21 protein-coding genes are annotated in these 24,236 nt (G+C 40.0%); 11 read left to right on the top strand and 10 right to left on the bottom strand.

All coding sequences use genetic code 11. From position 1 onward, the window contains the following. Position 1 precedes the first annotated feature (1 nt). The 3 genes from AC2INI_RS01310 to AC2INI_RS01300 are packed head-to-tail and all read right to left on the bottom strand — an operon-like array spanning position 2 to position 5,050. On the bottom strand, positions 2–3,106 hold the full coding sequence (locus AC2INI_RS01310; protein ID WP_486305184.1) for an efflux RND transporter permease subunit: 3,105 nt from the start codon (positions 3,104–3,106) through the stop codon (positions 2–4). Beyond that, a complete protein-coding gene (locus AC2INI_RS01305) occupies positions 3,103–4,416 on the bottom strand; it encodes an efflux RND transporter periplasmic adaptor subunit (protein WP_486305183.1) in 1,314 nt (437 codons plus the stop codon). Before AC2INI_RS01305 ends, AC2INI_RS01310 begins: the two co-directional genes overlap by 4 nt. After that, complete coding sequence (locus AC2INI_RS01300) at positions 4,403–5,050, bottom strand: TetR/AcrR family transcriptional regulator (RefSeq protein WP_486305182.1); 648 nt, start codon at positions 5,048–5,050, stop codon at positions 4,403–4,405. Before AC2INI_RS01300 ends, AC2INI_RS01305 begins: the two co-directional genes overlap by 14 nt. A 480-nt stretch (positions 5,051–5,530) precedes the next feature. Between AC2INI_RS01300 and leuA the strand changes: the two genes are divergently transcribed. The 5 genes from leuA (at position 5,531) to AC2INI_RS01275 (ending at position 11,238) form a co-directional block, all read left to right on the top strand. After that, positions 5,531–7,078, top strand: a complete 1,548-nt coding sequence (leuA, locus tag AC2INI_RS01295; RefSeq protein WP_486305181.1) for a 2-isopropylmalate synthase — start codon at positions 5,531–5,533, stop codon at positions 7,076–7,078. Between the two features lie 83 nt (positions 7,079–7,161). Beyond that, positions 7,162–8,253: a 3-isopropylmalate dehydrogenase gene (gene leuB / locus AC2INI_RS01290; protein ID WP_486305180.1), complete on the top strand. Its 1,092-nt coding sequence runs from the start codon at positions 7,162–7,164 to the stop codon at positions 8,251–8,253. A gap of 15 nt (positions 8,254–8,268) precedes the next feature. After that, positions 8,269–9,684 carry a 3-isopropylmalate dehydratase large subunit gene (leuC, locus tag AC2INI_RS01285; RefSeq protein WP_122032896.1) on the top strand — a complete coding sequence of 472 codons (1,416 nt, stop codon included), beginning with the start codon at positions 8,269–8,271 and terminating at the stop codon, positions 9,682–9,684. Positions 9,685–9,695: 11 nt separating this feature from the next. Beyond that, entirely contained in the window at positions 9,696–10,298 is a 603-nt protein-coding gene (gene leuD / locus AC2INI_RS01280; protein ID WP_486305179.1) for a 3-isopropylmalate dehydratase small subunit, read from the top strand. Between the two features lie 160 nt (positions 10,299–10,458). Then, complete coding sequence (locus tag AC2INI_RS01275; RefSeq protein WP_486305178.1) at positions 10,459–11,238, top strand: DUF547 domain-containing protein; 780 nt, start codon at positions 10,459–10,461, stop codon at positions 11,236–11,238. A gap of 9 nt (positions 11,239–11,247) precedes the next feature. Here AC2INI_RS01275 and djlA read toward each other — a convergent pair whose 3' ends face one another. Next, positions 11,248–12,090: a co-chaperone DjlA gene (djlA, locus tag AC2INI_RS01270; RefSeq protein WP_122032893.1), complete on the bottom strand. Its 843-nt coding sequence runs from the start codon at positions 12,088–12,090 to the stop codon at positions 11,248–11,250. A 207-nt stretch (positions 12,091–12,297) separates the two neighbouring features. Here djlA and lptD point away from each other — a divergent pair, with 207 nt between their 5' ends. From lptD to apaH, 5 genes are all read left to right on the top strand, one after another. Beyond that, complete coding sequence (lptD, locus tag AC2INI_RS01265) at positions 12,298–14,679, top strand: LPS assembly protein LptD (protein ID WP_486305177.1); 2,382 nt, start codon at positions 12,298–12,300, stop codon at positions 14,677–14,679. A 68-nt stretch (positions 14,680–14,747) separates the two neighbouring features. Further along, complete coding sequence (gene surA / locus AC2INI_RS01260; RefSeq protein WP_122032891.1) at positions 14,748–16,061, top strand: peptidylprolyl isomerase SurA; 1,314 nt, start codon at positions 14,748–14,750, stop codon at positions 16,059–16,061. Then, complete coding sequence (gene pdxA, locus AC2INI_RS01255; RefSeq protein ID WP_486305176.1) at positions 16,054–17,043, top strand: 4-hydroxythreonine-4-phosphate dehydrogenase PdxA; 990 nt, start codon at positions 16,054–16,056, stop codon at positions 17,041–17,043. The genes surA and pdxA overlap by 8 nt, the downstream gene beginning before the upstream one ends. Next, positions 17,040–17,873 carry a 16S rRNA (adenine(1518)-N(6)/adenine(1519)-N(6))-dimethyltransferase RsmA gene (rsmA, locus tag AC2INI_RS01250; RefSeq protein ID WP_045103013.1) on the top strand — a complete coding sequence of 278 codons (834 nt, stop codon included), beginning with the start codon at positions 17,040–17,042 and terminating at the stop codon, positions 17,871–17,873. Before pdxA ends, rsmA begins: the two co-directional genes overlap by 4 nt. A 111-nt stretch (positions 17,874–17,984) precedes the next feature. Further along, on the top strand, positions 17,985–18,809 hold the full coding sequence (apaH, locus tag AC2INI_RS01245; protein WP_486305175.1) for a bis(5'-nucleosyl)-tetraphosphatase (symmetrical) ApaH: 825 nt from the start codon (positions 17,985–17,987) through the stop codon (positions 18,807–18,809). A 214-nt stretch (positions 18,810–19,023) separates the two neighbouring features. Here apaH and folA read toward each other — a convergent pair whose 3' ends face one another. From folA to rplU, 6 genes are all read right to left on the bottom strand, one after another. After that, the gene (folA, locus tag AC2INI_RS01240) at positions 19,024–19,503 is read right to left on the bottom strand and encodes a type 3 dihydrofolate reductase (protein WP_486305174.1); all 480 of its coding nucleotides are present in this window, start codon (positions 19,501–19,503) and stop codon (positions 19,024–19,026) included. Between the two features lie 25 nt (positions 19,504–19,528). Then, positions 19,529–20,020 (bottom strand): threonine/serine exporter family protein, encoded by a 492-nt coding sequence (locus tag AC2INI_RS01235; RefSeq protein ID WP_122032888.1) that lies wholly within the window; start codon positions 20,018–20,020, stop codon positions 19,529–19,531. Between the two features lie 31 nt (positions 20,021–20,051). Further along, positions 20,052–20,819 carry a threonine/serine exporter family protein gene (locus tag AC2INI_RS01230; RefSeq protein ID WP_486305173.1) on the bottom strand — a complete coding sequence of 256 codons (768 nt, stop codon included), beginning with the start codon at positions 20,817–20,819 and terminating at the stop codon, positions 20,052–20,054. A 124-nt stretch (positions 20,820–20,943) separates the two neighbouring features. Then, entirely contained in the window at positions 20,944–22,119 is a 1,176-nt protein-coding gene (gene cgtA / locus AC2INI_RS01225; protein WP_122032886.1) for an Obg family GTPase CgtA, read from the bottom strand. Between the two features lie 209 nt (positions 22,120–22,328). After that, positions 22,329–22,586, bottom strand: a complete 258-nt coding sequence (gene rpmA, locus AC2INI_RS01220) for a 50S ribosomal protein L27 (RefSeq protein WP_012549189.1) — start codon at positions 22,584–22,586, stop codon at positions 22,329–22,331. Between the two features lie 17 nt (positions 22,587–22,603). After that, entirely contained in the window at positions 22,604–22,915 is a 312-nt protein-coding gene (gene rplU / locus AC2INI_RS01215) for a 50S ribosomal protein L21 (RefSeq protein WP_122032885.1), read from the bottom strand. A gap of 276 nt (positions 22,916–23,191) precedes the next feature. On the opposite strand from rplU, the gene ispB reads away from it, so the two are divergent. Continuing rightward, on the top strand, positions 23,192–24,163 hold the full coding sequence (ispB, locus tag AC2INI_RS01210; protein ID WP_486305172.1) for an octaprenyl diphosphate synthase: 972 nt from the start codon (positions 23,192–23,194) through the stop codon (positions 24,161–24,163). Positions 24,164–24,236 lie beyond the last annotated feature (73 nt).

Raw genomic sequence — 24,236 nt, 5'->3', positions numbered from 1 at the left:
GTTAATGCAATTCTTCATGTTTTTTGACCAAGCCAAAATCCGCTAAAATTGCATATGCCGCTGGGATCATAAACAGCACTAACAAGGTTGAAGTAAAAATACCAAATACAATAGAAACGACGAGAGGCTGAATAACTTGCGCCTGTAAACTGGTTTCTAATAACAGTGGCAGTAACCCTGCTGCCGTTGTTATTGACGTTAAAAATACCGCTCTAAATCTTTCTTGGCTCGCTTTTACAACAGATTCATACACCGAATCTCCATCGTCAACATGATGTCGAATGTATTGCACTAATAAAATAGAATCATTAACTACTATCCCAGCTAAAGAAACAAATCCCATAATACTCGGCATACTTAGTGGATGATTTAATAATACATGCCCCCATAGCACACCAATCAATGCTAATGGAATAGCAAGCATCACAACAAAAGGTTCAAGATAACTTCTGAATTGGAAACTCAAAATCACAAACACACCAAATAAGCCCAACATGAATCCTGTGCCCATTGATTGCCCTGTTTCCGCGGTATCTTTCGCTTCCCCTTCAAAATCAAAACGTAAGCTTGGGTATTTTTTTTGAAGTTCAGGAGCAAGCTCTTTTCTAAATTGATTTAGTACTTCGGTCGAGCTCACTTGTGACGCATGAACATCACCAAAGACACTTAAGGTTCTTAATCCATTAATACGTTGAATTCGAACATAATTACGCTGAAAATCTAATGTTGCAACAGAGGCTAAAGGTATTTGGCCTCCAGTAGGTAAAATGATTGGAAAGTTCTCTAACGTATGTAAATTACCCGCTTGTTCTTTATTCAAACGAACTTCAATTTCAATATTTTCAACACCAAGCTGTATCTCATCAGCCGTTTGTCCAAAGTAAGCGGCGCGTAATTGGTTAGCAATCAATTGACCTGTGACTCCGTAGGTTTCAGCTCCCGATCGCAACTTCACAAGCACTTCTTCCTTACCCATTCGCATATCATCAAGAACACCATAGACCCCTGCAAACTCATTGAGATAAGCTTGTACTTCTAATGACGCTGACTTTAACGTATGTAAATCATCATCCATCATGCGAATTTCAATCGCTCGACCACCCGGTCCCATCGTCGGTTGTTTATAAACCATGGTTATTGGCTCAGCTAACTCTCCAACTTCTGCACGCCACGCATCAATAAAATCATCAATGAGTGTATTTCGTTTTTCTGCCCCTAATAAATCTAAACGAATGGTCGCTAGATGAGGGCCTGATTCACTGGCATCTGCATTAGTATTAAATTGCTGAGTAATATGCTCAACAAGTTGGCGACCTCCTTCGTTCTTTTCACTCCATTCTTTATTTAGTTTCTCAGCCGCTGATACAATTTTATCTACTACAATTTCAGTCTGAGAAAGTGATGTTCCAGGTGGTAAGATAATTCGCGCTTCTGCAATATCACCATCTAATTCAGGAAAACCGACAAACTTAAGTCCACCTCCTGAAATAAGTGAAAAAGAAATCAATAAACTAGCAATCACGGCACCTAAAAAGGCATAACGCCATTCCACCACTTTTGTTACTGCTTTCACTAAAGTGACATTTCTAAAGTGTTCAAAACGGTCTAACACTTTCTTTTTAAAACCCGTAATTGGCTTATCTTTTTTCGCTTTATGTAAGGAGTGGCTTAAATGATTTGGTAAAATTAAAAATGCTTCAATAAGACTCAACGAAAGAACTAAGATCAGAACTTGTGGGATAACTTTCAGTACTGCCCCCATCTCTCCTTGTAGAAACATCAAGCTACCAAAAATACACACTGTCGTTAAGAAAGAAGACAATACGCCGGGAAATACTTTTTTGACGCCGTTATACACCGCATCATCAATCTCTTGTCCCCGATCTAAATGCGAGGCAATCGACTCTGCAATTACTATGGCATCATCCATCATGATCCCTATTGCCATCAACAGGGCAACGAGTGACATAATATTAATAGAGAGCCCTAAACTCGCCATTAAAAATAAACCACCTAAAAAAGCAACCGGAAGACCCGCGGCAACCCAAAAAGAGTAGCGGAACGTAAAAAAGAGCCACATGGTGAGAAAAACAAGGATGATCCCTTGCCAACCATTTTTTACCATCATGGTTAATCGATCCCATAATAAAGAGGAAAGATCATTCGTCATCTCTAATGCAACACCATCAGGTGCGATAGACTGCTGATATTTAACAAACTCAGTCACCCGATCTTTAATGCGTAAGGCGTCTTCTTCTTTATTTTTACTGATCTTAAGTAAGGCTGATGGCTTACCATCAAATAATACTTTTTGTTCATCAAGCTCAAAGCGATCGGTTATCGTGGCAATATCACCTAAACGGATCAATGCGCCATTATCCGACGCCCCCATCACCGTTTTTGCTAATTCTTGAGGCGTTGTTTTTCTTTCATCAAAGCGAATTAAAAAGTTTTTTTCTGGTGTTTCAATGCTACCACTTGGTAGTTTTACATTTTGTTCAGCCAATTTATTTGCAATATCACTAACATTTAAACCAAGCTGACGAATAGCACTTTCATTTAACTCAATACGGTATTGATGATCAGAAAACCCACTCACTTCAACTAAAGAAACATCATAATCAAGCTTTAAACTTTGTTTCAATTTTTCAGCATATGCCTTCAACTCTGGCCATGTGGTATCAGCCGTAATTGCCACATCCACCACTGGTTCATTCCAATCTAGCTCTTGAACTACCGGAGATTCTATCTCTTTAGGGAAATCATTAATCGAATCAATTTGAGTTTGAACATCAACCAGCATTCGCCCTATGTCTGCTTTTTCATTCAGCTTAATCACTAAACGAGCAGAGCCTTCAATGGCTTCACATTTTGTTTCTTCTATATTTCCTAAGCCATCAACGGCATCCTCCATCCGAACACAAATACTCTCTTCCACTTCTTGTGGCGATGCACCAGGATAAACGACACCAGCCAGAATATAAGGTGGACTAAATTCAGGAAAAGTTTCACGCTTTAATTGAGACAACGACACTAAACCAAGCAGCAATATAGAGAGCATTAATAAATTGGCAGCCGTTGGGTGTCTTGCAAAAAACTTAATCATTCCACAGACTCCTTCTTAGGAACGACTGAACGCAGTTGCATGCCATTAATAGCAGGAAGAAGATCATTTAAGATCAATAAATCCCCTTTATTAATGCCACCAGAAATGACCACTTGATTATCTCTTCTAAAAACTATTTTTACAGAAAGTATGGTTAATTGATTATCTTGATTTAACAAATAAATCTTATCGCCATGAAGGGCACTTTCTGGGATCACCCACTGCGGTGAAGCCTCTCCTTCAATCAATGCTTTTACAAACATGCCATTAACCAGCGGTGGTAATGAACTTGGCTTGAGCATTTTATAGTCTTGTTGGATCTCTAAAATTACACCAACAGTGGCTTGGTTTGGATCGACAGTTTCACTAATACGCTCAACTTGAGCTTGCCACTGGGCATTAAAACGACCACTGCTCAACTGCACTATTGCTTGAAGGGGTAATGAATCAATATTTGGCATTCCTTGTTCATTAGACTGAAATACATGAAAGCTTTGCGCTAAGGTTTGCATATCATGAATCGATATCTGTGCTTCCATTTCCATTGTTTTAATGCCATGGGCAATGAACATGGTTTGCTGTAGATTAACCACTTGATCCGCTTCAATATCCACCTCAGAAATACGCACATCCGTTGGTAATATAATCGACGTTTTTTCTAAAGAGCGCTGCGCTTCTTCCAATTTAGCTTGGTTTACTTTCACCATTGCCGCAGCTACTTTTCTTTCATCTGGCAATAATAAGATTTGGTTTTGAATATCTTGCACGACTTTTTGTTGTGCTAAATAGGATTGGTTCTGTTGATCTAAATCCGATTGAGAAGTTAACCCTTTTTTCTGAAGATTAATTTTACGACCCAATTCTTTTTTACTGAGCGCTAAACGGTTCTTTTCTATTTTTAAGGTATTACGAATATTTTTTTCTTCGAGATCTACTTTTGCTAATTGAGTTTTACTCGAACCTAAATCTGCCTCTGCTTGAGCTAATTTCAACTCATAATCTAGTGGGTCTATTCTTAATACTTCAGTTCCTGCTAATAACACATTCCCTTTATTTAGCTCAGGGTGACGATAGACCACTTTACCCGATACTTCTGCAATCGCCTTCCATTCAAATTTAGGTCTTATTTTGCCGAACCCTATCACTTGAGGTGCGAGATTCTGTTGCTCTAAAGAGATAGTTTTCACTATTTTCGAACGGTCTTCTAATGGTTTTACTTCAGCTGATGGACGCAATTTTGTGACCGTAATTAAAATAATGACACCCGCAGCAACCACAGGAAAAAAGAGGAATTTTTTATTTATTTTCATTAGTATGATCTCTCTTATTTTGTAACAAACCTTCAGTTAACAATCGGATATTATGCTCGAGTAAATCAGTTAAAAATGCTTCATTTAACTCAATATTATGAAAGTCCAACATTTTCTTTGGTGCCAAAAAAGGAAAAACCATCAAACTCATCATTGATAGTCTAGCTTTACTTGGATCGACCCCTTTTTTAAATAATGCATGGCTCATATCTGGTGCAAATAGCTTATCTTGCATCGGTTGTAAAATACCAAAAATGATTTGCTGAAGATTGGCTTGCTGTTCATTATCCGCCTCCATAATTCTTAGTATCAGTTTAGGAAATGCTGGCACTTTTATCATTGCTTGATAATAAGCACGCATGAAATCAACCAAATCTTGTTCACTATTATTAACTAAAGCTAATTGAAACTGACTTACCACTGGAGATATCGTTTCCTTAAACATCGCTTCAAATAACCCTTCTTTATTACCAAAATAGTAACGGATCATCGCAATATTTACCTTTGCATTATCAGCAATCAATCTTGTTGATACCTTATTATAAGGCTGAGATACAAAAAGCTCACGAGCATGAAAAATGAGCTGCTCCCTCACTTCTGATTCCCCTTTTGGTCTGCCTAATTGCTTTGCCATTAATAACACCTTATTTACACTACATTCAGTTTATGATTATTAATCACACGATTAATTATAAGTAAGTAATAAAATTGTGCGATCCCTTTAATTCATCCATATTTAATCATTTGATTAATTAATCTCTACTATTCAAAAAAAACATCTCTTTTGTGCAGTAATCCATCACAGCAATCGTTTTTCTTCCTATTTTGTAACATTTAAGCAAAAAAACATTAATAAGTAGTGAAAATGGGATTTAGGGGTTGACGATACTTACTGAGTGCGATATTAATTTGTTAATTATTTTTATGGATTGTATTTCAAATGAAAACAACATCTTCTTTATCTCTTCGCCTCCTCCTGATCGTGAACATCTCACGCGGGTAGGTTGTGGAACAAAAGAAGCCATAAACCAAATTTTAAAACCCGCTGAACATGGCGGGTTTTTTTATGGAAAACCGTCGTTAAAGCGCACGACATACACAAGGAAGCAAGCCCATGAGCGATCAAGTCATTATCTTCGACACCACCTTACGAGATGGCGAACAAGCACTATCAGCGAGTTTAACCGTAAAAGAAAAATTACAGATTGCGTACGCGCTTGAGCGTCTGGGTGTTGATGTTATTGAAGCGGGCTTCCCTGTCTCTTCGCCGGGTGATTTTGAGTCGGTTCAAACCATCGCAAAACACATTAAAAATAGCCGAATTTGTGGTCTAGCTCGTGCCGTTCCTAAAGATATTGATGCGGCAGCTGAAGCGTTAAAAATCGCAGAAGCGTTCCGAATTCATACCTTTATTTCTACTTCTACCGTTCACGTTCAAGACAAATTACGCCGTAGCTACGATGATGTGGTTGAGATGGGCGTAAAAGCGGTTAAACACGCACGTAATTATACTGATGACGTCGAGTTTTCTTGTGAAGATGCAGGTCGTACACCAATTGATAATTTATGCCGTATGGTAGAAGCAGCCATCAATGCTGGTGCAAATACAATCAATATTCCAGACACAGTTGGCTACACCATTCCAGGTGAGTTTGGCGGTATTGTTCAGCAATTATTTAACCGTGTTCCAAACATCGATAAAGCAATCATCTCAGTCCACTGTCATGATGACTTAGGAATGTCTGTTGCTAACTCTATTGCTGCGGTTCAAGCCGGTGCTCGTCAAGTTGAAGGCACTATTAATGGTATTGGTGAGCGTGCAGGTAACTGTTCTTTAGAAGAAATTGCGATGATTTTACAGACTCGTTCAGAATACTTAGGTGTTCATACGGGCCTTAAAAACGACGAGATTCACCGTACCAGTAAATTGGTAAGTCAGCTTTGTAATATGCCAATTCAGAGCAATAAGGCTATTGTAGGCGCAAATGCCTTTAGCCATTCTTCAGGCATTCACCAAGATGGCATGCTTAAGAATAAAAACACTTACGAAATCATGACTCCAGAGTCTATTGGCTTAAAAAACAAAGCGTTAAACCTAACCAGTCGTTCAGGTCGTGCTGCGGTTAAGAGCCACATGGATGCAATGGGTTATAAAGATGAAGAGTACAATCTAGACACGCTATATGCAGATTTTGTGAAGCTAGCGGATCGTAAAGGCCAAGTGTTTGATTACGATTTGGAAGCCCTAATGCATTTTGCTAACTTACGTGATGAAGATGACTTCTATAAATTGAATTACCTAAGTGTGCAATCAGGCAGCGTAATGGCAACCACTAGTATCAAGCTACTTTGTGGTGATGAAGAAAAATGTGAAGCCGCTGTCGGTAATGGTCCTGTTGATGCCCTTTACCAATGTATCTACAAACTAACAGGCTATGAGATTGTTCTAGATAAGTTTGATCTAACGGCAAAAGGCGAAGGCGAAGATGGATTAGGTCAAGCGGATATTATTGCGAACTATAAAGGTCGTAAGTATCACGGTACCGGTCTAGCTACCGATATTATCGAAGCATCAGGTCAAGCTTTGCTTCATGTAATTAACAGCATTCATCGTGCTGATCAAATTGCTGAGATTAAGCAAAAGAAGATTGCTGCGGTTTAAGAGAGTCGAAAAGAATTTTAAATCAGAGAAGTCTCTATCTTCTCTGATTAACCAAATTAAATAAAAAAGATTAAAGGATTAACATGACGAATAAAACATACAAAATTGCGATTTTACCGGGCGATGGTATTGGTCCTGAAGTAATGGAACAAGCACATAAAGTTCTGGATGCAATTGAGAAAAAACACGCAATTTCATTTTCACGCGAGCAACATGATGTAGGTGGTATTGCGATTGATAACCATGGTTGTCCGCTACCAGAGAGCACTGTAAAAGGTTGTGAAGAATCAGATGCCGTCTTATTTGGTTCAGTTGGCGGCCCTAAGTGGGAAAACTTACCACCGAATGACCAACCAGAGCGTGGCGCCCTACTTCCTCTTCGTAAACATTTCCAACTGTTCTGTAATCTTCGTCCTGCGCAAATCCATAAAGGATTAGAAAACTTCTCTCCACTGCGTGCTGATATTTCTGGTAACGGTTTTGATATCGTCGTGGTTCGTGAATTGACTGGCGGCATCTATTTTGGTCAACCAAAAGGTCGTGAAGGCGAAGGTCCTCAAGAAAAAGCCTACGATACTGAAATTTACCACCGCTACGAAATCGAACGTATTGCAAAGATTGCCTTTGAATCGGCTCGTCTACGTAATAAAAACGTCTACTCAATTGATAAAGCGAACGTTCTACAAAGCTCTATTCTATGGCGTGAAGTGGTAGAGGAAGTGGCACAAGATTACCCAGATGTAAAACTAAGTCATATGTACATTGATAACGCAACCATGCAGTTAATCAAAGATCCTTCTCAGTTTGACGTAATGCTATGTTCAAACATCTTTGGTGACATCATCTCTGATGAGTGCGCAATGATCACAGGCTCTATGGGTATGCTTCCTTCTGCAAGCTTGAACGAAAGCAACTTTGGTCTGTATGAACCAGCAGGTGGTTCAGCACCAGATATCGCAGGTAAAAACATCGCAAACCCAGTGGCTCAGATCTTATCTGCTGCACTGATGTTACGTTACAGCCTAGGTGAAGAAGAAGCAGCACAAAGTATTGAAGCTGCCGTATCTAAAGCGCTGTCAGCAGGTGAACTAACGGCAGATCTTGCCGGTAATAAACCAGCACTAACTACCTCAGCAATGGGCGATAAAATCGCTGAATACATTTTGAATTCGTAATTCAAGGAAGAAGCAATGTCTAACGCAAAAACATTATACGAAAAAGTTTATGATGCCCATGTTGCTGTAGCAGCAAAAGGCGAAACCCCTATTCTATACATAGATCGCCATTTGGTGCACGAAGTGACTTCTCCACAAGCGTTTGATGGATTACGTGAAAAAGGTCGTAAAGTTCGCCAAGTAGGTAAAACTTTCGCAACAATGGATCATAACGTATCAACACAAACTAAAGACATTAATGCCTCTGGTGAAATGGCTCGTATCCAAATGGAAACACTGTCTAAAAACTGTGAAGAATTTGGCGTAACTCTTTATGACCTAAACCATAAATACCAAGGTATTGTGCACGTAATGGGACCTGAACTGGGCATTACTCTGCCAGGCATGACGATTGTTTGTGGTGATTCACACACAGCAACCCATGGTGCATTTGGTTCGTTAGCATTTGGTATTGGTACGTCTGAAGTTGAGCACGTATTAGCGACACAAACGCTAAAACAAGCGCGTGCTAAAACCATGAAAATCGAAGTCAAAGGCAAAGTAGCCAAAGGCATTACTGCAAAAGATATCGTGCTTGCGATCATAGGTAAAACAACGGCTGCTGGTGGTACTGGCTACGTGGTTGAATTCTGTGGTGAAGCGATTACCGACCTTACGATGGAAGGTCGTATGACGGTATGTAACATGGCAATCGAATTAGGTGCTAAAGCAGGCCTTATCGCACCAGACCAAACCACGTTTGATTACATTACTGACCGTAAATTCTCACCTCAAGGGGAAGATTTAACCGCAGCTATCGAATACTGGTCGTCACTAAAAACGGACGATGATGCAAAGTTTGATGCGGTAGTAACACTTGAAGCCTCTGAAATTAAACCTCAAGTCACTTGGGGCACAAATCCAGGTCAAGTAATCGCCGTTGATCAACCAATTCCTGCTCCTGAGAGTTTTTCTGACCCAGTAGAAAAAGCGTCCGCTGAAAAAGCATTAGCTTACATGGGCCTTGAAGCGGGTAAATCCCTGTCTGATTACAATATAGATAAAGTATTTGTAGGCTCTTGTACTAACTCACGTATCGAAGACATGCGTGCTGCTGCTGCCGTAGCAAAGGGCAATAAAGTCGCTGCTCATGTTCAAGCGTTAATTGTTCCTGGTTCAGAGCAAGTAAAAGCACAAGCTGAAAAAGAAGGTCTAGATGTGATCTTTAAAGAAGCGGGCTTTGAATGGCGTCTACCAGGTTGCTCAATGTGTCTTGCGATGAACAACGACCGTTTGGGTCCACAAGAGCGTTGTGCATCAACATCTAACCGTAATTTTGAAGGTCGTCAAGGCCGTGATGGGCGAACTCACCTAGTTAGCCCAGCAATGGCAGCAGCAGCGGCAATTGCAGGCCACTTTGTTGATATTCGAACTATTACAGAACAAGCATAAAGGAATTTACTATGTCAGGTTTTAAACAACATACAGGTCTAGTCGTTCCTTTAGATACGGCAAATATCGATACCGATGCAATCATTCCAAAACAGTTTCTACAGAAAGTAAACCGCACTGGTTTTGGTAAGCACCTATTTCATGATTGGCGTTTTCTTGATGATGCCGGAGAACAAGCAAATCCTGAGTTCGTAATGAACGCACCTCGCTACCAAGGCGCTAGTATTCTCCTTGCTCGTGAAAACTTTGGTTGTGGTTCATCTCGTGAACACGCCCCTTGGGCATTAGCGGATTATGGTATTCAAGTTATGATCGCACCAAGCTTTGCCGATATTTTTTATGGTAACTCAATCAATAACCAGATGATCCCCGTACGTTTAACGGACACTGAAGTGGATGAGATTTTCCAATTCGTTGAAGCAAACGAAGGCGCAGAAATCACCGTTGATTTAGAAGCGATGTTAGTAACCGCTAACGGGAAACAATACAACTTTGAAATTGATGAATTCCGTCGCCACTGTTTATTAAATGGTTTAGACAATATCGGACTGACACTGCAACATGCCGATAAAATTTCAGAGTATGAAGCGAAAATCCCAAGTTTCTTGAAATAGGATTCAGGATTCAGGATTCAGGATTCAGGATTCAGGATTCAGGATTCAGGATTCAGGAAATATTAGAGGTTGATATGAACGTATCAACCTCTTTTTTGTCTATAAAACATAGGCAATCTATACTAAATAATTATTAGTAAACAAAAGTCAGGTACCTTTTATGAAAACCCTTATCTCCTCACTACTTTTGCTTTTCTCATTCAATACGTTCGCAGCACCCAAATCTGAATTATGGGATTACTGGGATGTCAGTAATGAAAAAAATGCCACCACTATTTCACATCAATATTGGCAACAAACGTTAGATAAATACCTTATAACTCAAGGGGAATACACTCTTTTTGATTATGCCAATATCACTGATGCAGATGAGCGAACCCTTAACAGCTATTTACGCCAAATGAGTCGTATTGACCCGAGAGAGTATAAAAAAGCAGAGCAATACGCTTATTGGGTTAATCTTTACAATGCCATCACAGTAAAAATTATTTTAGATAATTACCCTATTAAATCCATTACTAAATTAGGTGGGCTATTTACCTTTGGGCCTTGGGATGAAGAGGTTGCTGTAGTTGCAGGAAAAGTGTTAACACTCAACGACATTGAGCATCGAATTTTAAGACCTATTTGGAATGATCCAAGAACTCACTACGCCGTAAACTGTGCGAGTCTTGGCTGCCCTAACTTACAACCAAAAGTATTTACCGCCAGAAACAGCGATAAGCTATTAGATAAAGCCGCAACTGAATTCATTAATAGTGAAAAAGGCGTGATCATTACTGATAACAAGATCCAGCTTTCGTCTATTTATGATTGGTTTGCTGTCGATTTTGGTAATCAACAGCAACTTTTTGAGCATCTAAAAAAATATCGCCCTGAATTAAAACAATTCAAAGGCGACATTCATTACGACTATAATTGGAAGTTAAATAAACAATAAGAGATCAGGTTATTTAATCCCTTTAGCTTTCTTAATTAAATCGTAAGCACCTTGGATTTCTTGCGCTTTCTCTTTTGCCATTTCCATCATTTCTGGTGGCAAACCTTTTGCCACCAATTTATCAGGGTGATGCTCATTCATTAACTTACGGTGAGCACGCTTAATTGTTTTTGCATCCGCATCTTCACTAATACCTAATAAATTATAAGCATCCGTTAGCTGGTCAGCAGAACTTGCTTGCTGCCATTGACCTTGTTGAGAACCACCTTGACCAGAAAAGCCACCACTGCGCTGAAAACGAAAAGCCGCTTCTTGCATTTTTAAACGTTTTTCTAATTGTTCGGCACTAAAGCCAAGCTCTTCCGCAACAATATGTAAGATGTCTCTTTCACTTGGATGAATATCACCGTCAGCAATGGCAGATGCGATCTGTAGCTCTAAAAAGAACTGCAGCAGATCATAACGGCCACCGGTAATTGAACGAATTTTTTGTAGGGTTTCACGTAATGGAAAATCGTTTTCTTTCCCTTCTCTAAACGCTTCTTGAGCTTCTTTTTTCTGCTCTGCATTCAGATTCATACGATCCATCATCATTGATGCTAGCTGGATCTCTTGTGCTGTTACTTGCCCTTTGGCTTTAGCAACATGCCCCATGACTGAGAAAGCAGCATGAAAGAATTCTGCTTGTTTTTTAGTTTGAGAAGCCCCACCCGTTTGAAAGGTAAAACCACTGCTTGCCATACGTTTTGCTTTATCAAATTGATGGCCAATAAAGATCCCTAATGCCGCACCAAAAAAGCCGCCAAATAGAAAACCAAAAAAACCACCCAATATTTTGCCGAATATTTGCATTTTAAATTCCAATTAATGAATTATTTTATTTTTACTCTGTCACACAATGAGCAAGCGCAGCCTGTTACTTTACAACCATTAATAGATGATAGCGACATCTTATAGGTGGTTTGGGCATGGCTTTTGCTTTATTATAAACAAGTGACTCTGTCTAGTCTCTTTGAGTATATCAGCGGATTAATATAACGAACAGGAACGTCTAACTCGATGCCTTTTACCTCTCGCAGCCTACTTGCTTCATTTGCTGGATGCCTTCTTTACGGTTCTCCCGTCATCGCTGATGATGGAAGTAAATCTATATCTCCAGAAAGTAGCATAATCTTCCCTTTACAAACTGACACAGTAAACTCCTGTGAAGTACCAGATAAAGCCTCAAAAGAGGAAGAAGATCAACAACCGGTGCTTATTCAAGCAGATAGCGTTGAAGCCAGTAATAATTCAAAAGCAACCTATAAAGGTAACGTTCATATTATTAAAGGCCGCCAAGAGATCAAAGCAGACAGTATTACTTTACACCAACAAGAGAACATCGCTATTGCAGAAGGTAATGTTAATTACTCAAGTATGGATATGCGCTCAACCTCAGATAAAGTAACTACTGACCTAACCACTGAAGATACCACCATGGTTAATACGGCCTATAAAATGTCGTGTCAGCCAATTCGAGGTCAAGCTAGTCGTGTGTTAAAAACGGGCCAAGAAATCTACCAATTGGAAGATGCCTCGTTCACAACTTGTCCAGCAGGAGATAAAAGCTGGCGCTTTAAAGCCAGTGAGATCGAGTTAGATCAGTCAGATGAATGGGCAACCTTCTACAATGCTCGATTTGAAGTCCTTGATGTACCAATTTTTTACTTACCTTACATTACAGTCCCTGTTGGCGATAAACGTAAAACTGGGGTACTGATCCCAAGCGCAAGTTTAGACAGTAAAAATGGTTTTGAGCTTTCCGTTCCCATTTACTGGAACATCGCACCTAACTACGATGCCACAACAACCATAAACTACATGGAAAAACGTGGTACCCAATTTGAGGGGGAATTCCGTTACCTAACAGACCTTGGTGTAGGTACTTTAGATCTTGAATATTTAGGCGATGATGCCAAATTCCAAGATAAAGGTGCTCGTTGGGGGGTAAGTTGGAATCATACAGGGATATACCAAAAACACTGGAAATTTGATGTTGAATATTCTCAAGTCAGTGACGTTACCTATTTCCAAGACTTAAATTCAAGCATTGGTAGTCGAGATGAAGGTCAATTAAGCCAATCAGGAGAAGTATCATACCGAAGTCAAGATTGGGACTTAACTATGCGAGTACGTGACTTTCAAGTACTCGTCGAAAGCCAGAAACCCTATAGATTAATGCCTCAAATAGAATTTAATTATTATGCACCTCAATTTTATAGTGCGTTTGATTTTAATTTTAACAGCCATATTAGTCAGTTCTCTACTGATGATACAACTAAGCCGTCCGCAACTCGCGTGCACATGGAGCCTAGATTAAGCTTACCATTAAGCTCTACTTGGTGGTCTTTAACTCCTGAGGTCAGCTTACTTTATACTTATTACACTCAAGAGTTTGATAAACCAGTTCAAGGTGAAGATAAAGATGGCAATATTTACAATTTAGCTTTAGAGCATGAAACAAGTAGAACAATCCCTGAAGTCCGTATTAATGGTGCTATTTATCTTGATAGTACCCATAAGTTTTTAGGTGAATACCTACAAACCCTAGAACCTAAAGTTCAATATTTATATGTCCCTGAGGTGGATCAAAGTTCGATCTATGGTGGTGATACTAATAACTATGCTGTTGCTGGTTACGACAGCAGTAAAATGCAATTAGATTATCATGGCTTATTCAGAGACCGCCAGTACAGTGGTGTCGATTATATCGCAGCAGCAAATCAATTTAGCATTGGTGCTACGTCTCGTTTCTATGATGATGCCTATAAAGAGCGCATGAACATCTCTTTTGGTCAGATCCTATATATGAATGGTTCCGGTACTGCGAATGAAGATGACACTAAAAACTCATCCGCTTGGGCAATAGAAAGTGACTTTAACTATGATGATTACTTATTTTATCACGGTGGAATACAATACGATTCAAATCTAAGTGAACTGCAAGTTGCAAATAGCACATTAGAATATAGACACTCGAAAGGATACATTCAAACAAACTATCGTTATATTAGTAAGAATTATATCGATGAAAATGTTTCATATTCTAATAGTGATAATTCATCAGTGACGCGCTATGGCATTTATCAAGCAGGTATATTAACACAGTACAACATAGGTAATAGCTGGCGTTTAAATGCTCAATACTTCTATGATACGAGAGAAGACTTCATGTTAGAAGCACTAGCTGGAGTAACTTATCTTAGCGATTGCTGGTCGTTTGGCTTAACTTACAGTGATCAATTAATTTCATGGGATTCAAGTAGTAGCTTTGAGCCTGAATACGAAAGTAACTTAATGCTTTCAATCGCGATTCGAGGTTTAGGTACAAACACAGGTATCACCTCAGGTTCTGCAACCAATGCATTGGGCTATGGTCGCCCATTTTATTTGAATAATTAATTTATACGGACATACATGAAGTGCCTACTTTCTATGGCACTTCATTCTCCTTACTCTTGGATGACACTATGAAAAATTGGAAACTCCCTTTTATTAGCACGCTACTGCTGATGCTAACTATAAATGTGCACGCAGCTCCTGTTGAATTAGATCGCGTTGTTGCTATTGTTGATGAAGGCGTTGTTCTACAAAGTGATATTGATACTTCACTGAAAACAGTAAAAATCAATGCTCAAGAAAAAAATCAACCACTGCCTGAAGAGTCTGTTCTTCGTGAGCAAGTATTAGAAAAATTGATTGTTGATACTATTCAAAGCCAACAAGCTGAGAAGATGGGTATTCGAATTGATGATACTCGTCTTGAAGAAGCACTAAAGGGTATTGCAAAAGAAAACAACATGACCCTTGCTCAACTACAACAAAAAACAGCAGCTCAAGGTTTATCTTACGCCAGTTTCCGTGAACAAATTCGTAAAGAGATCGCGGCAAGTGAAGCACGAAACGCACAAGTTCGTCGTCGTATTAACATTCTCCCTCAAGAAGTTGAAAGCCTTGCTTTGTTACTTTCAGAAGAGACTCAAGCAACCGTTCAATACAAAATTAGTCACATTCAATTACGTACCGAAGACGGTGCCACTCAGGCTGATAAAGAAGCACTAGAACAACAGGCAGATGAGTTAACTGAACGTCTACAGCAAGGTGCTGATTTTGCAACGATGGCATATACCTATTCTAAAGGCCCAAAAGCATTGCAAGGTGGTGATTGGGGTTGGATGCGTAAAGAAGAGATGCCAACCATCTTTGCAGACCAGATTACCGGTCAAGGAAAAAGCAGTATTATTGGTCCATTCCGCTCTGGCGTTGGCTTCCATATTCTTAAAATTGACGATGTAAAAGGCCTTGAAACAATTGCCGTTACCGAAGTAAATGCACGCCACATCCTAATAAAAACCTCGGTTATCATGAGTGATGAAGGTGCACAACGTCAGCTAAATAATATTATCGCAGACATTAAAGCAGGTAATGATACCTTTGGCGAAATGGCTAAACGCTATAGCCAAGATCCAGGCTCTGCAGCAAGAGATGGTGAGCTGGGTTTCCAAACCCCTGATTTATACGTTCCTGAATTTAAACACCAAGTCGAAACTCTGCCTACAGGACAAATCAGTGCGCCATTTAAAACGGTTCACGGTTGGCATATTGTTGAAGTGTTAGAACGCCGCCAAGTAGATAGAACCGATGCAGCGATGAAAAATAAAGCTTATCGTATTCTAATGAATCGTAAATTTAACGAAGAAGCAGGTGCTTGGTTACAAGAGATCCGCGCAAGTGCTTATGTAGAAATACTAAAAGATACTGATGGTGAAGAAGATAATGAATAAGATTAAACGCATCGCAATTACTCCAGGAGAGCCTGCGGGTATTGGCCAAGATCTTGTTTTATCAATAGCACAACAAGCTTGGCCTCATCAGTTAGTTATTTGTGGTAATAAAAAAGCATTAGAACAAAGAGCTGAATTATTGGGGCTTAGTATCTCAATTAAAGACTATGACAGTAATGTTCCTGCGAAAACACATCAAGCGGGTACCTTAGTCGTTGATAATATCGAACTAGGCACAGATGTTATCGCAGGTGAGTTGAATGAAGCGAATGGTCATTATGTTCTTGATACCTTACGCCGCGCAGCTCAAGGCAATATGGATGGCGAATTTGATGCAGTGGTAACAGGACCGGTACATAAAGGTGTCATTAACCGTGCTGGTGTCGCCTTTAGCGGTCATACTGAATTTTTTGCAGAGCAATCAAACACACAACAAGTCGTGATGATGCTAGCAACAGAAGGCTTACGTGTTGCATTAGTAACTACTCACATACCATTAGCCTATGTGGCAAAAGCCATCACTGCAGATCGCCTAAAACAAGTCACTCGTATCTTACATCAGGATTTAATGACCAAGTTTGGTATTTCAAATCCATCCATTTTTGTCTGCGGATTAAATCCACACGCAGGTGAAGATGGCTGTCTTGGTCGCGAAGAAATTGATATCATAGCGCCAGCATTAAATGAATTACGTGAAGAAGAAGGAATGAACCTTATTGGGCCATTACCTGCAGACACGTTATTTCAAGATAAATATTTACAAGAAGCAGACGCGGTACTTGCAATGTATCACGATCAAGGCCTTCCTGTGCTAAAATTCAAAGGCTTTGGAAAATCAGTAAACATCACTTTAGGTTTACCGTTTATCCGAACCTCCGTAGACCATGGTACTGCATTGGAATTAGCAGGTACTGGAAAAGCAGATGCAGGAAGCTTTATTACCGCACTAACCCATGCAATTGAACTGGTAGAAAATAAATGAGTACAAGAAATGATGTCCATCTAGGCCATAAAGCGAAAAAACGCTTTGGTCAAAACTTCTTAAATGACCCTTATGTGATCGATGGAATCGTATCTGCAATTAACCCTCTATCAGGTCAAAACCTAGTAGAAATTGGTCCAGGTCTTGGTGCTATCACAGAGCCTGTTGGTCGTGAAGTTGATAAGTTTACGGTTATCGAGCTTGACCGTGACTTAGCTGCTCGTTTGCGCACTCACCCTGAACTGGGTAGCAAACTAACTATTCATGAAGGCGATGCAATGCGTTTCGACTTCACGCAACTTATCCAAGAAGGTAATAAATTACGTATTTTTGGTAACTTGCCATACAACATCTCAACACCGTTGATGTTCCACCTTTTTGAATTCCATAAAGATATTCAAGACATGCACTTTATGCTACAAAAAGAAGTGGTAAACCGTTTAGCTGCAGGTCCTGGTACTAAAGCTTATGGTCGCTTAACAGTAATGGCTCAATACTTTTGTAAAGTAATGCCAGTACTTGAAGTGCCACCAACAGCATTTGTTCCGCCACCGAAGGTAGATTCTGCCGTTGTTCGTCTAGTTCCTTATGAGGTACTACCGCACCCAGCAAAAAACTTAAAGTGGCTTGATCGAGTGTGTCGCGAAGGTTTTAACCAACGTCGTAAAACAGTGCGTAACTGTTTCAAAGCGCTATTAACTAAAGAGCAATTAGAAGCATTAGATATTAATCCTTCTCTTCGCCCTGAAAACTTAACGCTAGAGCAATTCGTTAGAATGGCAAACTGGTTAAATGACAACTTCCAAGCTGAATCAAAAGAATCAGCTTAAGTTAGACGTATAATCAACAACAGTTAAATATAAGGGTGACTTCATTGTCACCTTTTTTCTATCTACGCTTTAATACCAATCACAGTAAGTAAGTGATCAGAGGAAAGAGACATGGCGACCTATTTTGTAGGTGATATTCAAGGATGCCTAGACGAGCTATTATTATTGTTAGACCAAGTAAACTTTGATAAAGAAAAAGACCAACTATGGTTAACAGGGGATCTGGTTGCTCGTGGCCCAAAATCATTAGAAACTCTGCGTTTTGTTAAGTCATTAGGAAAAGCGGCTGTCACTATCCTTGGCAACCATGATCTTCATTTACTTGCTGTTTCTCAAGGTATTTCTCGTGTCAAAGAGAAGGATAAAACTGCCCCTATTTTCTCAGCTCCAGACAGTAAAGAGTTATTAACTTGGTTACGCCAACAACCTTTATTAGCGGTTCATCCTAAGCATAATATTGTAATGAGTCATGCTGGTATTTCTCCTCAATGGGATATCAACACCGCGATTGAATGCGCTCGTGAAGTTGAAGCGGTTTTACAATCAGATAAATGGATTTGGTTATTAGAAAACATGTACGAAAATCAGCCTGACTTATGGCGAGATGATCTTACTGGCATTGAGCGTTATCGCTATATAATCAACGCCTTTACGCGCATGCGTTTTTGTTTTCATGACGCAAGTTTAGATATGGATTGTAAACAACCGCCACAGAACTTATCAGCAGAAGATAAAGATAAATTAGTCCCTTGGTTTGAGTTAAGCTCTCGCCTTCCCCTAACTCATAAAGTCATATTTGGCCATTGGGCTGCTTTGATGGGACATGAAGGAAATGACGTAATAGCGCTGGATACAGGTTGTGTCTGGGGGGAGTATATGACGATGTATCGTGTTGATAATGGGAAGTATTTTACTCAAAAAGCAATAGAGCAGTAACGAGATACGAGAACGCTACGCTCGAGGGACGAGTAAGTACAGAAACTAGAAACGATACGCTTCTCTGACTAGAGACTATAAGAGCAAAGAATTAGGTTTCAGGAAAATCAAAAGCGAGTACACCTGAAACCTGCAAACGAAGCGATCTGAACCCTGCTCTTATAGAAGCGAAGCGGTCTAGTTTCTAGTTTCTAGTTAGCGCAGCGTATAGCCTCTATCGTTCAAGAACCACAAACTCCATATCGTACTTATTCTTTTCATCTTTCAAATACATTTCAGAATGAGTCTGCTTCCAACCCTCACCCCAATCAGGGAACTGCGTGTCACCATCAATATCAGCATCGATAAACGTAAGATACAGTTTGTCAGTATCAGCAAGACAGGCTTGGTAAACTGAACCACCACCAATGATCATTAGCTCGTCAATATCACCAGCGGCTTGTTTCGCTTCATCAATTGAAGTTACACAAGTAACACCTTCAATCTTCAAATTCGCATCACGGCTTAATACAATGTTCAAACGACCCGGTAAAGGACGACCAATCGACTCATAGGTTTTACGCCCCATTACAATTGGTTTACCCATAGTACATTGTTTAAACCATGCAAAATCAGCAGGTAAGTGCCATGGCATTTGATTATCAATACCAATAATTCGGTTCTTTGCCATTGCGGCAATCATGCTAATTTTCACAGTTATTCCTTATGTTACTAAACACTTAAACAATCGACTTCCTACGGTAAAACAGCAGCCCCGGCATAGCAAGACCAATTGCTAATGCCGCAATCGTAAATAGCGTTTTAATTAGATTATCGATCATCAACGCCCATAATTCAGGCGAGTAACCAAGATGGTTAATTTCAACCACTGCGATCATTGCTTTAAATGCAAACACACCAGGGATCATCGGAATTAAAGCAGCAACTGTAAATACTTTAGGGTGAGCAAGAAAACGGTGTGACCAATGCACTCCGATCATACCCACCGTTGTTGCTGCACATAACGTCGCCCACTCTAAGGGGGCGCCATAATGCATTAATAAAAATCGAGTTCCATGACCAATTGCTCCACCAACGGCACAATATTTCAATGCCTTCACGGGAACATTGAAAACCAGAGCAAAACCTACGGCAGGGATCATTGCGAAAAACATATCGTTTAATAACGCGAGAAATAAATCAAAAATAGAACTCATTGTTACGCTATCCATCGGTAAAAACATCCATTTATACAAGCATTCATTAATTAATCCATCCCCAAACACCAACCAAGTTCATGGCACCAACAATACCTATGCTGGTTGATAAGGTAAGTAAAGTTGCGAATGTCCAACGAGCTATCCCCATATTTACATAGCCTTTCACCATATCAGCGACAGCATTAATTAAGGGAAAACCAGGAACTAACATCAAAACAGAAGAAGCCATTGCGAGAAAGGGAGTATTACCAATATTGTAAATAACGGCTTGAGAAGAGATAAGAGTAGTAACAAAAGCGGTGATGCCAAAGTTAAGCAAGGGGTTAAAATGTTGATGCCCAATTTCTTGTCTTACAATCATACCAAGAGAAGAAGCAAGAAATGTCATCATAAATACTGGCCAATCTCCCCCTGCTAGTCGGCTAAAACTCGCACAAGAAAGCCCTATCATGACAACAACCAGCCAACGATTATACCTTTCTGGGCTGATCGCATCTAACTTTACAGCGGCTTCATGGCAATCAAGTAAGCCTTTTTCCGACATAATACAGATCCGTTGTATCTCGGTGACCGCTCTCATATTGATACCGCGATCTGGCGCTCTTCTCGCTGTTGTCATGCAGTGTTCATCGATCATTGTCGTGATAACAAGTGAGCTGGCTGATAATGAAATTTCAACATCATCCGCACCTACAGCAATACCTAAACGTCGACTAACATCTGATACTAAACTGCTTTCTGCACCATGCTGAAGTAGCATTTGACCCGCTTTCGCCACTAAGCGTGATATTTCCCTTTGCTTTTCGTCCATTTTTCTTCGTAATAATTAACCAATTAGACGTCTATTCTAATCCTTTCATTTTTATCTTTAATGACCTAAATAAAAAAAACCGCAACAAGTGCGGTTTTTTATAATAAATTATCTTGATTAAGACTTAGTCACGAACATAGATAACATGACCGTCATCTTCTTCATCGTCCCAGTCATCGTCATCACCGTCTTCAGTAACCACGTTTTTACCAGATACTGCATCTTTATGGTAATCATCCCACATGAAGTCGACTTTATCTGCCGCTTTCTCTTCATCAGTTTGAATTTCTTTTGGCAGACTATCCATAAAGTCAGATAGCTCATCACATACTTCTTGAGTACCAGTGCGGCTTACTGCTGCGATCTTGAAGTAACGATCTTCCCATCCAAGAGCTTCTAGGATCTCGGTGATCTTCTCATTTGCTTCTTCTTCTAATAGAAGATCGGTTTTATTGAATAACAACCAACGAGGTTTGCCAGCTACTTTTTCACTGTACTGCTCTAACTCATCAATGATAGTTAATGCATTTTGAACAGGATCACTGCCATCAATTGGAAGGATATCAATTACATGAAGCAATACACGACAACGCTCTAGGTGCTTCAAGAAGCGAATACCTAAGCCTGCGCCATCAGCAGCACCTTCAATTAGACCTGGAATATCAGCAACTACGAAACTCTTATTACCACGAGCACGTACCACACCTAAACTAGGGATAAGTGTTGTAAACGGGTAATCCGCGACTTTTGGTTTTGCTGCAGATACTGCACGAATAAAAGTAGATTTACCCGCATTTGGTAGGCCAAGCATACCTACATCAGCAAGAAGAAGAAGCTCTAGACGAAGTTCACGAACCTCACCTTTTGTTCCTAATGTCTTTTGACGAGGAGCACGGTTAACAGATGATTTAAAACGTGTATTACCTAAACCATGCCAACCACCTTTAGCTACCATGATTTTCATGCCGTGAGCCATTAACTCAGCAACTTTCTCACCTGTATCGATATCAATTGCACGAGTACCTACTGGTACTTTTAGCGTAATATCAGCACCACGACGACCAGTACTATTAGTGCCACCACCATTTGTGCCACGCTCAGCAGCATAGAAGCGGTTAAAACGATAATCGATTAGGGTGTTGAGGTTTTCATCAGCTTCTAGGTAAACATCACCGCCATCACCGCCATCACCGCCATCAGGGCCACCTTTTGCAACGAATTTTTCACGCCAAAAACTAACCGTTCCGTTACCACCGTCACCGGCATCTACTTTTATTGTCGCTTCATCAACGAATTTCATTTTCTTCTCCGAGATGTAGCGCTGGTACTCGAGAGTGGATCTTCTATGATCTTTACGCTACGTAATATATCGATATAGTCACTAATTAACTATTTTAGCATTTAAATTCGCTTATGGATTTTAAAGTAACAAAACAGTTAACTGGTGACTATCTATAAATAAAAAGCCCCGCCATAAGGCAGGGCTTTTAGAATTAATTTCTAAAACGATTATTCAGCGTCGATAGAAACGAATTTACGGTTTTTAGGACCTTTAACTTCAAACTTCACTTTACCTTCAGATAGAGCGAAAAGAGTGTGGTCTTTACCGATGCCTACGTTAGTACCAGCGTGGAATTTAGTACCACGTTGACGTACGATGATGTTACCTGCAAGAACAGATTCGCCACCGAAACGCTTAACACCAAGACGTTTACTTTCTGAATCGCGGCCGTTACGAGTAGAACCGCCAGCTTTTTTATGTGCCATTTGTTATTCTCCTTAAATTAAGCGCTGATGCCAGTGATTCTGACTTCAGTGAACCATTGACGATGGCCCTGCTGCTTACGAGAATGCTTACGACGACGGAACTTAACGATTTTAATTTTATCGCCACGACCGTGCTGAACTACTTCCGCAGTTACTTTACCGCCAGCTACTAGAGGTGCACCAATAGTGATTTCTTCACCATTAGCAATCATAAGAACGTTGTCGAAATCAACTGTTGCGCCAGTCTCAACGTCTAATTTTTCCAAGCGAAGAGTTTGACCTTCACTTACACGGTGTTGTTTACCACCAGATTGGAAAACAGCGTACATATTTTACTCCGCTACTTTCGCACTACCATATATTTTGTTTACTCAACAATTTTGGTGTGCGTTAAACTTGTCATCAATAGGGTCCGGATTCTACGCGAATGATTTCAATCTGACAACCCAAAAATGAAGAAAAATGATGAAAAGATCACCGGCATGCTTAATAAGCCATAAGGAGGTAATTTTCGACTGTATTGCCAACCCCATTTTAGTGTATTATTTATGTAATCACTTATTACACTTAAGCCTACATTGGGCCCTAACCTTGCTGGAATAATAATGGATTTTAAAGCTATCCAAGCCCTTACGGCTGATGACATGGCAATCGTAAATGAAACCATCCTAGCTCAACTGAACTCAGATGTTGCGCTTATCAACCAACTTGGTTTTTACATTGTAAGCGGCGGCGGAAAACGTCTACGCCCAGTTCTTGCTATTTTATCTGCAAAAGCACTTGGATACGAAGGTAAAGACCACACAATGGCTGCGGCCTTTATTGAATTTATTCATACAGCAACATTACTTCATGATGATGTTGTAGATGAATCAGATATGCGTCGTGGAAAAGCCACAGCGAATGCTGAATTTGGTAATGCAGCAAGTGTACTGGTTGGTGATTTTATTTATACACGCTCATTCCAAATGATGACGAGCTTAGGATCCATAAAGATCCTTAGCTTAATGAGTGAGTCAGTCAATGTGATCGCCGAAGGTGAAGTTCTGCAACTAATGAATTGCAACGATCCTAATACGACTGAAGAAAGCTATATGCAAGTGATCTACTCTAAGACCGCTCGCCTATTCGAAGCTGCGACTCAGATCGGTGCGATCCTAAATGATGCATCACAAGAAATTGAAACCGCTCTACAAAATTACGGCAAATACCTCGGCACTGCATTCCAGCTTATTGATGATGTCATGGATTACACCTCTGATGGTGAAGACATGGGTAAAAATGTCGGTGATGATCTCGCAGAAGGTAAACCAACACTTCCTTTACTGCATGCAATGAATCACGGTAATGCTGAGCAAGCAGCGATGATCCGTGAAGCGATTGAGCAAGGGAATGGACTCGATAAACTAGAGCCTATCTTAGCCTGTATGAAAGAAGTGGGTTCATTAGAGTACACTAAGTTAAAAGCAGATGAAGAAGCAGATAAAGCGATTGCTGAATTAAATATACTGCCTGAATCAGATTATAAAGAAGCGTTAAAAGCACTGGCTCACTTAGCAGTTAAACGCAGTAAGTAACGTTTACGCTTAAAATAAGAAAATAAAAAGGGCAGATATTCACTATCTGCCCTTTTCTTTTATAAATAGACCA

The sequence above is a fragment of the Aliivibrio friggae genome, assembly GCF_057368515.1.
Note: the sequence above shows the minus strand (reverse complement) of the source record. Positions and strands in the feature narration are given on the sequence as shown.